This window comes from Oceanisphaera sp. (genome assembly GCF_052084945.1).
Lineage (GTDB): Bacteria > Pseudomonadota > Gammaproteobacteria > Enterobacterales > Aeromonadaceae > Oceanimonas.
In genome coordinates this window covers 1-12,839 of record NZ_JBQDEX010000081.1, presented here as the reverse complement: position 1 = coordinate 12,839, position 12,839 = coordinate 1, and the positions used below count along the sequence as shown (strand labels likewise).

12 protein-coding genes are annotated in these 12,839 nt (G+C 47.5%); 4 read left to right on the top strand and 8 right to left on the bottom strand.

Features of this window, described 5'->3' with window-relative positions; translation table 11 throughout:
* Positions 1-51: 51 nt before the first annotated feature.
* Entirely contained in the window at positions 52-1,119 is a 1,068-nt protein-coding gene (gene hemE, locus ACTHY5_RS08455) for a uroporphyrinogen decarboxylase (RefSeq protein WP_441878659.1), read from the bottom strand.
* A 263-nt stretch (positions 1,120-1,382) separates the two neighbouring features.
* On the opposite strand from hemE, the gene rsd reads away from it, so the two are divergent.
* Entirely contained in the window at positions 1,383-1,850 is a 468-nt protein-coding gene (gene rsd / locus ACTHY5_RS08450) for a sigma D regulator (RefSeq protein WP_441878657.1), read from the top strand.
* Positions 1,851-1,864: 14 nt separating this feature from the next.
* Positions 1,865-2,227, top strand: coding sequence for a PilZ domain-containing protein (locus tag ACTHY5_RS08445; protein ID WP_441878655.1), 363 nt, complete (start codon positions 1,865-1,867; stop codon positions 2,225-2,227).
* Positions 2,228-2,243: 16 nt separating this feature from the next.
* On the opposite strand, the gene radA is transcribed toward ACTHY5_RS08445, so the two are convergent.
* Positions 2,244-3,611 carry a DNA repair protein RadA gene (radA, locus tag ACTHY5_RS08440; RefSeq protein ID WP_441878653.1) on the bottom strand — a complete coding sequence of 456 codons (1,368 nt, stop codon included), beginning with the start codon at positions 3,609-3,611 and terminating at the stop codon, positions 2,244-2,246.
* 76 nt (positions 3,612-3,687) lie between these two features.
* Here radA and ACTHY5_RS08435 point away from each other — a divergent pair, with 76 nt between their 5' ends.
* Positions 3,688-5,958, top strand: a complete 2,271-nt coding sequence (locus ACTHY5_RS08435) for a PilZ domain-containing protein (protein WP_441878651.1) — start codon at positions 3,688-3,690, stop codon at positions 5,956-5,958.
* Here ACTHY5_RS08435 and serB read toward each other — a convergent pair.
* Entirely contained in the window at positions 5,909-6,910 is a 1,002-nt protein-coding gene (gene serB, locus ACTHY5_RS08430; protein ID WP_441878649.1) for a phosphoserine phosphatase SerB, read from the bottom strand. The genes ACTHY5_RS08435 and serB overlap by 50 nt on opposite strands.
* An 80-nt stretch (positions 6,911-6,990) precedes the next feature.
* Between serB and ACTHY5_RS08425 the strand changes: the two genes are divergently transcribed.
* A complete protein-coding gene (locus tag ACTHY5_RS08425) occupies positions 6,991-7,536 on the top strand; it encodes an AhpA/YtjB family protein (protein ID WP_441878647.1) in 546 nt (181 codons plus the stop codon).
* Here the strand turns inward: ACTHY5_RS08425 and deoD are convergent.
* From deoD to ACTHY5_RS08400, 5 genes are all read right to left on the bottom strand, one after another.
* The gene (deoD, locus tag ACTHY5_RS08420; protein WP_441878645.1) at positions 7,533-8,249 is read right to left on the bottom strand and encodes a purine-nucleoside phosphorylase; all 717 of its coding nucleotides are present in this window, start codon (positions 8,247-8,249) and stop codon (positions 7,533-7,535) included. The genes ACTHY5_RS08425 and deoD overlap by 4 nt on opposite strands.
* A 112-nt stretch (positions 8,250-8,361) precedes the next feature.
* Positions 8,362-9,615, bottom strand: a complete 1,254-nt coding sequence (locus tag ACTHY5_RS08415; RefSeq protein WP_441878643.1) for a phosphopentomutase — start codon at positions 9,613-9,615, stop codon at positions 8,362-8,364.
* Positions 9,616-9,697: 82 nt separating this feature from the next.
* A complete protein-coding gene (deoC, locus tag ACTHY5_RS08410; protein WP_441878641.1) occupies positions 9,698-10,456 on the bottom strand; it encodes a deoxyribose-phosphate aldolase in 759 nt (252 codons plus the stop codon).
* Positions 10,457-10,520: 64 nt separating this feature from the next.
* Positions 10,521-11,810, bottom strand: coding sequence for a NupC/NupG family nucleoside CNT transporter (locus ACTHY5_RS08405; protein WP_441878639.1), 1,290 nt, complete (start codon positions 11,808-11,810; stop codon positions 10,521-10,523).
* Positions 11,811-11,959: 149 nt separating this feature from the next.
* Positions 11,960-12,751 carry a TatD family hydrolase gene (locus ACTHY5_RS08400; RefSeq protein ID WP_441878637.1) on the bottom strand — a complete coding sequence of 264 codons (792 nt, stop codon included), beginning with the start codon at positions 12,749-12,751 and terminating at the stop codon, positions 11,960-11,962.
* Positions 12,752-12,839: the final 88 nt, after the last annotated feature.

Sequence of the window (12,839 nt, the reverse complement as noted above, 5' to 3'; positions counted from 1 at the left end):
TTTCGGCATCTACAGAAGATAAAGCTGACCACTTACTTAATCCGATTGGTATTATTTAGCGTGATAAGGGCGAGATAATCGATGTACCGACTCAATAAAAGCACCGGCATGATCAGGATCTACATCTAAATGAATGCCGTGGCCAAGGTTAAAGACATGCCCAGGCCCCTCGCCAAACCCTTCAAGAATATTGGCTACTTCTTGCTCAATACGGGGAATAGGTGCATACAACATAGATGGATCCATATTGCCTTGCAGTGCAACCTTATCACCTACACGGCGCTTGGCTTCGGCGATATCAATGGTCCAATCTAACCCAATACCATCACAACCGGTTGCTGCAATAGACTCTAACCACTGGCCACCATTTTTGGTGAACAGGGTTACAGGAACATGCTGTCCGTCATAGGTGCGCGTTAAACCATCAACAATTTTCGCCATATATTGCAGAGAAAACTCATGGTAATCGCGCTTACTCAGTACCCCACCCCAAGTATCGAAAATCATTAACGATTGGGCGCCAGCAGCAATTTGTGCGTTCAAATAGCTGGTGACACTGTCGGCCAATTTATCCAGCAACAAGTGCATAGCTTTAGGATCGGCAAACATCATTTTTTTAGTTTTCATAAAAGTCTTAGAACCGCTACCTTCCACCATGTAGGTGGCCAGCGTCCACGGGCTGCCAGAAAAACCAATTAATGGCACTTCGCCTTTTAGTTCGCGACGAATAGTTCGCACCGCATTCATCACATACTGCAGCTCGCCTTCAGGGTCGGGAATACCAATTTTTTCGACGTCGGCCATACAGGTAATAGGACGTTGAAACTTAGGCCCCTCTCCTGTTTCAAAATACAGACCTAGCCCCATTGCATCGGGAATAGTCAAAATATCAGAAAACAAAATTGCCGCATCAAGAGGAAACCGACGCAAAGGTTGCAGCGTTACTTCACAAGCTAACTCGGCGTTTTTGCACAGCGACATAAAATCGCCCGCTTCGGCCCGAGTCGCTTTATATTCAGGTAAATAACGCCCCGCTTGACGCATCATCCATACCGGAGTCTGGTCTACAGGCTGACGCGCTAACGCACGTAAATAACGATCATTTTTCAATGGTTGCATTCTATCGTCCCAAAACAGGTGGCAATTTAGTGCCATTATACCACCAGAACCCCTAAAGCCCCAATCGCCTATTAGCCCCCACATTATTGCTCACTTAATAGGCTTTTATGTGTATCTCTTTAAAATAACTGTCTTTTTTTAATTAGTAGCTATGCTTAATGATGAGTGAGCGCTCAAATTATATGCAACACTATTGACCCCAGCCTAGGTTTTCTTTAAAGATAGTAGTGACCGTCTAATTTGGTCATCCCAAGGAGGGAACTATGCTTAAAAAAATGGAAAAAACCAAAGCGCAACTTGTCGGAAAACACCAAGCACTGGATACATTTATCGATGCCCGACAACGTTTATTAGTAGAATATATCCGCTTATCAACCGGCTCAAAAACGCTGCCCTCAGCCAAAGAGCTATCAGACTTTTGTGCTCAGCTGGTGGATTACGTGAGTGCTGCACATTTTGAAATCTATGATTATGTGATGGGTGCTTATGAAGCAGCTCGCGGTAATGGCCGTACCTTAGCCGAGCGTATTTACCCTAGAATAAAAAAGGGGACGGTACAGGCGCTAGATTTCCATGATAAATACACCAATGCTAACGACACGACGTTATTAGAACTAGATAAAGATCTTAGTCAGCTTGGTGAGATGCTTGAAGAACGGTTTAACCTAGAAGATCGTTTGGTATTTGCCGTATCACTGCTTAACTACCTTAACACCAGTGAGCCGGCCTAATTGGAGTAGGTAATATGTCTGAACGCAGAGTATTTACCCGTATCGGCTTTAGCACTCCAGCTTGGTTAGTGGACACCAAGGGTCAGCAATATCACACAGAGGTACAAGACATTTCATTGCATGGTGCCTTAGTGTCCGTTACCGAACCGTGGCTAGAAAAAAAAGGGGGGCGCATTGAGTTGCGCTTGTCGCTAGATGGGCAAGATGAAAATATTATTATGCTTACCCAGCAGCGCTACCATAAAGCCGGCTTTATTGGCCTAGAATGCCAGCAGCTAGACATTAATAGCGCAGCTCACCTGCGCCGACTTGTTGAACTTAACCTAGGCGATCATGCGCTACTACAGCGTCAGTTTGAAGAGTTATTAGATCAATAAGCGCTTACTGCATTTTCTATAACGCCTCTAGCGCTTCTTCTAATTTTTTAACTGCAATCACTTCCATCCCTGGAGGAGATTGCTTAGGTCGATTTGCCCACGGAATGATAGCACGCGTAAATCCGTGTTTAGCAGCCTCCATTAACCGCTCTTGCCCTGAAGGGACTGGGCGAATTTCTCCCGAGAGACCAACCTCACCAAATACCACTAGCTCTTGGGGAAGGGCCTTATCTCGAAAGCTTGAAACCAACGCCAGCAATAAGGCTAAATCGGCACTGGTATCTTCTACTCGCACTCCCCCTACTACGTTCACAAACACATCTTGGTCGGCCATTTGTAAACCACCGTGGCGGTGTAGCACCGCCAACAGCATAGACAATCGATTTTGCTCTAGCCCGACCGTCACCCGCCTTGGATTGCCTAACTGCGAATAGTCGACTAATGCTTGCAGCTCTACTAATAACGGCCGAGTACCTTCCCAAATAATCATCACCACAGAGCCGGTAGTTTGCTCTTCACCACGGCTTAAAAAAATGGCCGAAGGATTACTCACCTCTTTTAGTCCAGTTTCGGTCATGGCAAATACTCCCAACTCATTTACTGCACCAAAACGGTTTTTATGGCTGCGCAACATACGAAAACGGCTGTCGTTGGCACCATCCAGCATAATGGAGCAGTCAATGCAGTGTTCTAACACCTTGGGCCCTGCTAAAGCGCCATCTTTGGTGACATGCCCCACCATCAGCATAATCACCCCTTGCTGCTTGGCAAAGCGAGTTAACTGAGCGGCAGCTTCTCGCACTTGGCTAACAGTCCCTGGAGAGGATTGCACCTCAGCAACATGCATCACTTGAATAGAGTCAATGACCACCACCGCCGGCTTTTCTTCTCGTGCCACATGACAAATTTGCTCAACACTGGTTTCCGACAACATGCGCAGTTGATCTCGCGGCAAGCCCAATCGCTGCGCACGCATAGCGACTTGCTGCAGTGATTCTTCGCCAGTGACGTACAGCGTTTTCATCCGACTGGCCAAACCACACATGACTTGTAGCAATAAAGTACTTTTACCCGCACCTGGGTTACCGCCAATTAAAATAGCAGAGCCAGTGACCATACCACCGCCTAATACGCGATCCAGCTCAGTAAACCCACTGTTAATACGTGGTAGCTCACTTAGCGAAACTTCATCCAGAGTTTGCACCTGATTGCCTTGCGTACCTGCATAGCCCGAAAAACGACTATTACGACTGCTGCCGGAAGCGGGCGCTAAGCGAATTTCAGTGACAGTGTTCCATTCTTTACACTCTGAGCACTGCCCTTGCCAACGCGGAAACTCTGCCCCACACTCACCACATACAAATGCCGTTTTAGACTTGGCCATGCTTATTCACTCATTGATTGACGAGCTGCTATACTGGACCAAGTTTTTAACCCACTCAACCCCAAGCTAGGTCAAGATGGAACTCAGCCCTTATAAGACGCTACTCAATAAACTGGTGACACTGAGTTACCATAATGACATTGACGGCTTGTTAGACCACTGGCTGCCAGAAGCAGACCAAGATACTCGCTACCAGTTGCAAGCTGAGGTTAATCGCCTTACCAGCCCTTGCCTGCGCGTGCTAGATTTACGCAGTTTGTTCCCAGAAAAATGTCAGCTCGTGAGTCATCAAGGTCTAAACCACATGATGCCTGAGCCGCTTGTACGACGCTTTCATGTACTGCTTAAAGACTATAATGGCGAATACACTCGCGGCTTATATGAAGTATTATTGGCGGAGCTGGCCGCACTTAGAAAGTTACCTGCACAGTTTAATAGCATTCCCTGGCAACTTCCTGCACAGGGCGTACGGCGCAAAGAAAGTCGATTGCGCTTTGTCACCCCCGTGATACTTCACCTAGATAATAATGAAATCTTGCTGGGAAACACCCTAGATATTTCAGCAAGCGGCTTGTTAGTGCAATTAGCAGATGCTGTACGCTTGCCTGAACAGCTTAGAGTGTCATTCCCTGAGCTGGCCAAGCAACCCCAACTGGCGTGCTTGGCCACTCCCAGCAGTTATCAGTTAAAGCAAGACGCTGATGACTTAAGGCGCTTAAAAATGCAGCGCGCCGATGACTCTCCTGAGTCAAACCACGCCCTTAGCGAGTTTATTAAACAACAGCGCCCTCGCTATGGCTTAGACGCCGAAGATGTTTATATGACGGTTCAAGTACGATGCTGGGGGCAGGCGCTATTGGAAACCAGTTTAAGTATGTCATTGTTTACTAATGAACAAGGCGAGTTGCAACAAGCTCTTACTAATCGTTATCACACACAAACACTCACCACGTGGCAACAAGAAACCCCAGGCGATTTATTAACGACATTGCTCTCACCAAAACGCATTTTAGCCATGAGTACTCAGCCTAATGAGTCGGTGCTGCTTTATAGTTTTGTGCATCAAGGGCCAAAACACGCCTATTACTTTGTGGCAAGCCAGCATTCGTTAGATAAAGAAGGCGCATACAGCGCATTTATTAACGAAGGATTACGCGCCCAAACATTACGTTGTTATCATCTACAACTGCGCCCACTTATTTATAATGATCAAAGCGTGGCTACTTTAGACGTAAAAAGTGCTCACCAATTACAGCAATTAACATGGCAGCTTTGGCTTACGCCTTTACCTTCTCCTGATACACAAATCGTTGACGAGGTTAAACTAAAGCAGCTCACCACGTTTATTAGCCCATTGCGTCAGCAAAACATCGTACTTTCACCATTAGGCCGACAAGCCTCTAAACGTCAAGAAACACGCTTTAAGCTAAAAAGTGTCTTAGAGCTCACTGTCTCTAATCAGGTTATTAAAGGTGAAACTGAAGATTTATCGACCCGTGGTATGAAAGTGCAATTAGCTGAGCCACTCCACCTTGAACTGCCAAGCATTGTGAGTGTGCATTTAACAGCCCTCAATAAACGCAGCCCGCAGTGGCGTTTAAAGGCATTGCCTTATCGCGTGGTAAACATTAGTGGCAATGGAAAAACACTGCATTTACGTATTGAAGGGCCAGAAGAAGATCACGCAGCTTATCTGTTTTTAACTGCATTATTTGAGCAAAATCAAGATAAGCTGCGTGCTCGCCCAGAGGCACAACATACACCTGCTTGGCTTATTTGGCTCTGTCGACAAGCACTGCAACAGCCACCTTCACCTACTTTTTTATTAGGCCGCAACGATGGCGGCTTTTATATGCAAGGAGCCATTGCCAATTTATTTCAGCCATCATTAGTATCTCTACTGTCTAATAGCCACCAGCAGGCCCACTTTAGCCGATTGGTCTCACGCCAACTTTTACAATCAACATTTAGTCAACTGCTGCGCCCTGATGGTCGTCACCATCACTTTCTGGATATATGGACGGCAAAGACCACAGATGGCAGTGGTCATAATAGACTTTGGGTTAAACCTGACTTAGATCGTCGCGCCTTTTTACAAGACACTCGTCACCATACCGATCTGCGCGTAAGCTTAGTGATCATTAATCGCTTAACATTACGCCAGCTCAATCACATGGTGCCAGAATGGGAAAAGCTAACGCAAATGTCACTGCATAAGACCCAGCAATTAGAACAACAGCTTGCTGAGCTTGCACTTTTAAGTCAGGTTTTTGATATTACCGATATGATGCAACCAACTAAGGCGCCTGTAACACGCACAACACCCCTTCCAGGCTTAGCTGATTAAAGCACACAGGCGCTTGTTCTTGCACTAGGGGTTTGGCATGCAGTGCCACCCCAAGGCCTGCCGCTGCCAGCATCTGTAAATCGTTAGCACCATCGCCCACGGCCACCGTTTGGCTAGGTGCAATATTAAAGCGCTCGGCCAGTTCGAGTAAAATGCGCGCTTTTGCCTTAGCATCCACAATATCACCCAGTACTTCGCCAGTAAAGCGGCCGTCTTTTATCTCTAGGGTATTAGCAAAGTCAGCATCAAAGCCCAACGTTTCTCGCAGGTGACCGGTAAAGGGAGTAAACCCACCGGATGCGAGGGCTACTTTCCAATTCATGGCTTTTAGGCCTTCCACTAAGGTAATCAAACCAGGCATCAACGGCATTTTGGCAATCACCTGATCGATAATAGCCGCATCAGCGCCAGCTAACGCTTTTACGCGACGGCGTAAGCTTTCTGAAAATGGCAGTTCGCCTTCCATAGCAGCACGAGTCACAGCTGCCACCTCTTCACCTACCCCTGCCAAGCGAGCAATTTCATCAATACACTCTATTTGAATAGCGGTAGAGTCCATGTCCATTAACACTAAGCCAGGTTGAGTCGCGTCGGGCAACGCCGGTACACAGGCAAGATCCCAACCGGTGGCCAATACTTGTAATTGCTGTTTAAGCTCTGGGGACCAGTATGATAGTCGCAAGCTAACCACATCTCGTTCAGCCACTCGCTTTATACCGGCAACTTCTACCGCAACACCGGCACCCTCTAATAAGTGTAAGTTCTGCAACAAGACTGATTTAGACAATGGGTTGCCCAATAAAACCAGATGCCCTTGCACCTTATGAAGATGTCCCTTTTCCAGTATTCCTGACTGCCCCTGTTTAGCAGATTGCCAAAGGTAGGATTGACCAGATAAAAGTTCAGTCCAATCTTCCATCTGCTCGGGTAAAACGTCCATTAACAGTGTCACTTGTTCTTCCTATGCTCAAAAGGCCAGCGCCTAGGGTAGCGTATTGCTTTTTAATCAAGCAAGAGACAATATAGACGTCTATGTGGAAAAATTACCTAACACGACCTCGGCTACTGCTGGTACTCAGCATATTGGCGCTAGTATTACTGATAAGCTGGCAGTGGTTGCACTTTGCGCAATTGGGTCATCACTGGCAACAAGTGACTCAGCGTGCCTTGGCGAGCCCCTTGGCCGACTATGCCGAGCAGCAAGCGACACATGTCTTACTCGCAGACCAAAACCAACAGCCTCAGCAGCTGGTAGATGAGCTAGCCACGGGAAGCTTGGTGTCTGTGGCACAACTTTATGATGATAGCGGTCAATTATTGGCCTCATCAGGTGAGGGCGCCACAGAGCAAAGCCTAACGGCGTTATCTGCTTATGTTCGCCCCTTATATCATCAAGGCCAACCGATTGGCTTTTTGTATTTACACCTTGCCAATACCCCTGTGGCGGTTGCGCAAAACACCGCTTGGCAGCAGCTTACCTACTATTTACGTTGGCTACTGCCATTGTGTGTGGTGTTTGGGCTGCTAGTGGGAGCCATAGCAAGCAGGTTCTCTATAACGCTAAGTAGCAAAGCTTAATCACCTTGCAGCAATACCGACTCTAATGCTACTTCTATCATATCGTTGAAGGTACTTTGGCGCTCATCTGAGCTCAAGGCTTCTTGGCGTATAATATGATCTGACACAGTGCACAGGGTTAGGGCCCGCGCACCGTATTCGGCGGCCACGCCATATAAACCGGCGGCTTCCATTTCTACACCTAACATGCCGTATTGTTTCATTAATTCAAATAATTCAGGCTGAGGCGTATAAAACAAATCTGCTGAAAACAAATTACCAACTTTAACCGCCACCTTGCATGCTTTAGCGGCCATCACAGCGTGATTCACTAGATCAAAATCGGCTAATGCTGCTAAATCGTGATCCATAAAGCGCATACGGTTTACTTTAGAGTCGGTGCTCGCACCTAAGCCCACCACTAAATCACGCAGTTGTACGTCGTCGCGCACAGCACCACAAGAGCCAACTCTAATAAGAGTGTTCACGCCAAACTCGGTAATCAATTCTTTGGCATAAATAGACACAGATGGTATCCCCATACCATGACCCATTACAGACACAGCTCGCCCTTTATAGGTGCCGGTAAACCCCAGCATATTGCGCACTTGATTTACTTGCTTCACATTCGACAAAAAAGTGTCGGCAATATATTGCGCCCGCAACGGGTCCCCCGGCATTAAAATAGTGTCGGCAAAATCGCCGCGTTGGGCATTAATATGAGGTGTCGCCATTATCAGTTCCTATATCAAGTTAGCAGTGCACTTTACGTTGCACGCCGTAAGTCAAAAAAGAGGTTATTCGCCTTTAACATTGCGCGTAATACAAGCCACGTGCGGCTGCCTGTTATAAAAACGAAGTGCCGTAGTCCATGGGGCTGGTGCCAAAATATTGGGCTAAGCTTTGTCCCACATCAGCAAAGGTGGCGCGCTCACCCAAAGAGCCTGGGGTTAACCCTCCCCCTAAACACAACACAGGGACATGCTCACGGGTGTGCTCTGTGCCTGGCCAGCTAGGATCACAGCCATGGTCAGCGGTCAGGATCAAGAGATCACTGGGTTCTAATTGTGCCAGCAACTCAGGCAAGCGCGCATCAAAGGCTTCTAGTTCAGCGGCATAGCCAGCAATATTGCGTCTATGACCAAAGCTGGAGTCAAAGTCCACAAAGTTGGTCATAATCAAAGTATTATCGCCAGCCCGCTCAATCTCGCTTAACGTTGCCTCAAATAATGCCTCCATGCCGGTGGCTTTTACTTTATGTGTAATGCCGCAATGGGCATAGATATCGGCAATTTTACCAATCGACACTACCTCACCTTGTTGCTCATCAACCAGCTTTTGTAAAACGGTCGCCGCTGGAGGCTCTATGCTGTAGTCGCGTCGATTACCGGTGCGGGCAAACTCTGTTACCTCTCCATCTTGCTGTTGGCCACCAATAAAAGGCCGCGCAATCACCCGCCCAATGTTATAGGGCATTAATAACTCACGAGCGATTTCACATAACTGATATAAACGCTCTAAGCCAAAGTGTTCTTCATGTGCTGCAATTTGAAACACAGAATCTGCTGAGGTGTAACAAATCGGCATACCGGTGCGCACATGCTCTTCACCTAACTGCTCTAAAATAGTAGTACCAGAAGCATGACAATTTCCTAAAATACCGGGCAGTTTAGCTTGGCTCACCAGATCGTTAATCAGCTCAGCCGGAAAGCTGTTTTCTGTATCTAAAAAGTAGCCCCACTCAAACAGTACCGGCACCCCGGCCAGCTCCCAGTGCCCCGAAGGCGTGTCTTTTCCGGTGGAGATTTCTTTTGCGTAGCCATAACTACCTATGACCTCTGTGGGTAAACTCACCCCAGGTGCTACGTGGCCAGTGCTTTCTTGGTGGGCATGAAAGAGCCCAAGCTTACCTAAATTAGGCAGCTGTAATGGTCCTTTTCGGCTTCGATGCGTACTGCTATCAGCAAGATCGGCGTGCCCCTGCAGACACGCCTTAGCAATATGACCCAGTGTGTCTGAACCCTGATCACCAAATTGCTCAGCATCGGCGGCAGCGCCAATACCAAAGGAGTCGAGTACAAGTACAATTGCGCGTTTCATAGGGTGTCCTTATGATGTGTATAAAAGGGGATATATGGCCTTTAACTGCACGGCCACGCCTTATTTAAGTGCATATCACCTGTCACGATAATGTATTGAGTAACTGTGCTAACAAGCTAGAAGCGCCAAAGCGAAAGTGCGTAGGCGTTATCCATTCAGCGCCCATGATTTGCTGCGCCAATTGCATATATTGCAACGCTTCTTCGGTAGTGCGCACGCCCCCCGCGGCTTTAAAGCCAACGTCTTGTTTACTGTCACGAATAGCCGTTAATATGACCTCGGTTGCCGCTAAAGTCGCATTTACCGCCACCTTACCAGTGGAGGTTTTTATAAAGTCAGCACCGCCAGCAATGGCTAACTCACTAGCCTGGCGCGTGAGTGACGCTGTATTTAGCTCACCACTTTCAATAATAACTTTTAAGCTTACATCGCTTTTTATGCATAGCGCTTTACCAGCACGCACCATAGCTAAAGCCGCGTCTGTGTCGCCGGCGATTAACTGGCGATAAGGTAATACCAAGTCAATTTCATGCGCGCCTGCTGCAATAGCCGCCGTTATATCTTGCTCTACCTGCTTCACACTGTGATCGCCATGCGGAAAATTTACCACAGTGGCAATGGCGACTTGTTGGCTAATATTAAGCCGCTCTAACTCTTGAGCCACGGTAGCAATAAAGCGCGGATACACACAAATTGCAGCCACACAGCCCACAGGGGTAGTGGCCTGCTGACACAAACCTTGTATGCTCTGTTCAGTGTCATCATCATTTAAGCTCGTTAAATCCATTAAGCCTATTGCCTGCTCTGCCACCTGTGCTAGTGCAGATTCGTTCATGGTCATCGTGCTCCTTTATTACATTAGTGTTTGGCGTTAAGTCTTGCTGACAGTGCGCTTACGGCTATTTTTACATACCCGATAGCGACAGAAAAAAGCCCGCTATAGTGGCCGACATTAAGTTAGCCAAGGTACCGGCCAATATCGCTTTTAATCCTAAACGCGCAATATCGTGTCGCCGAGACGGTGCCATGCCACCCAAACCACCCAGTAGAATAGCCACAGAGGCAAGATTAGCAAAACCGCATAATGCAAATGAAATAATGGCTTTGGTATGCTCTGACATGACCTGATTGGTCCCCGCAACTAAAGCCTCACCGGTTAAATAAGGAGCAAAGTTAACATAGGCTACAAACTCATTGAGCACGAGTTTTTGGCCAATAAACGAGCCTGCAACCATGGCTTCATCCCAAGGAATGCCTAACAAAAAAGCCAAAGGAGCAAACAACCAGCCAAGTAATAACTCCATGCTTAAATTATCAATGCCAATTAGCTCCCCTATACCGCCTAGCATGCCATTTAATAACGCGATTAGACCAATAAATGCCAGCAACATAGCCCCCACATTCATGGCTAACATCATACCTGAGCTGGCCCCTGTTGCCGCGGCATCAATAATATTTGCAGGTTTGTCCTCGGCGTCATTGCTAGCTAACTCGGCGCTATTTAACACCTCGTTTGTAGCCGGGGTTTCGGTTTCGGGCAGTATTAATTTTGCAAACAATAACCCCCCAGGGGCGGCCATAAAGGAAGCGGCAATTAAATATTCCATAGGCACGCCAATGGCGGCATAACCTGCCAGCACAGAGCCGGCCACCGAAGCTAGCCCGCCACACATAACCGCAAACAATTCAGAGCGAGTCATAGTGGCAATAAAAGGACGCACCACTAGCGGCGCTTCAGTTTGCCCCACAAATATATTGGCGGTAGCCGACAACGACTCAGTACGTGAAATACCGAGTAAACGCTGCAAAGCCCCACCAAGTAGGCGAATAACCCACTGCATCACGCCTATGTAATATAAAACGGCAATTAAAGAAGAGAAAAAGATAATAACCGGTAATACGCGAACGGCAAAAATAAAGCCTAATCCACTCTCAAAAGCGGCATCCCCCACTAAGCCGGCAAATAAGAAATCCATACCATCATTGGCATAGGCAATCACCTGCGACACTCCCGCCGATAACGATTGCAGCATTTCTTTACCCACAGGCACATACAGCACTAATGCGCCCAGCCCCAGTTGCAGCGCAAAGGCTCCGCCTACAGTACGCAATCGAATGGCTTTTCTGTTACTAGAAAACACCAACCCAATGAGCACTAGGCTCAACATACCGACTAAACTCATAATCAATGTCATCGCGCAATTCCTTGGATAGTGGCAGTGCAGTACGGCCTTGAATGTATAGTCAGGTTTAAAGTCTCAGTATAAATAGCTGTTATCGATAAACGAGCGACAGCATCACAAAAACAGCAGACACTCTTTAACTCATGTGTGCCAGTATTGTTTTAGAGTTTATTATTAGCAAAATCAAATAACTGGTTAACATTGTGCTCCAGCTGAATAGCCAGTGTTGCTTCATCACTTTGGCGCAGCTTGGCCAGGGAGGAAAGAACCAGAGGCAGCTGGCTTGGGTGATTATCTTGCCCTTGAAAGCCACACAATGGCATATCAGGCGCATCGGTTTCTAACACCAGCGCTTCTACTGGCAAAACGGCAATGGCGCGGCGGGTTTTATTGGCGCGGGGGTAGCTAATAGAGCCGCCCACGCCAATATAAAACCCCAACTTCCAAAACGCCTCGGCTTGTTGCAAAGATCCAGAAAAGCCATGTACCACACCGCCTACAACTGGGTAGCGGCGCAGCCACTTTAAGACTCGATCATGAGTACCAACACTGTGCAAGATCACCGGCAGCTGATAATGATGCGCTAATTTAAGCTGAGCAATTAGCGCGTCTTCTTGCTGCTCTTGCGCGACGGATAAATGCCTATCTAGGCCTATTTCTCCAACCGCAACGCAGCCTTTATCCGCTTGAGCTAATGCCGCCGCTAATTGGGTCTGCCAGCTGCTGGGGGCATTGGCTAACCACCAAGGGTGCAATCCTAGCGCATAGTAAAGGCCGCGATACCTTGCACATAAGGGGGCTAAGGTAGGCCATTGTGCAGCTTCAATGCCGGGGATCACTAATCTGTGCACTCCTACTGCCTGCGCTCGCTGCCAGTGGTGTGCCCGCGCTTGCTTATTCGCCCCGCCAAAGGCGGCAAAGTCAAAATGGCAATGACTGTCGGTTAGCAACATAGTGTCTCCAAAAGTACCGCTATACACTTTACGTTATACCAATCTGGAAAAATAACTGATCTATTTTTGTTTGTATAAAAAGTCGAAC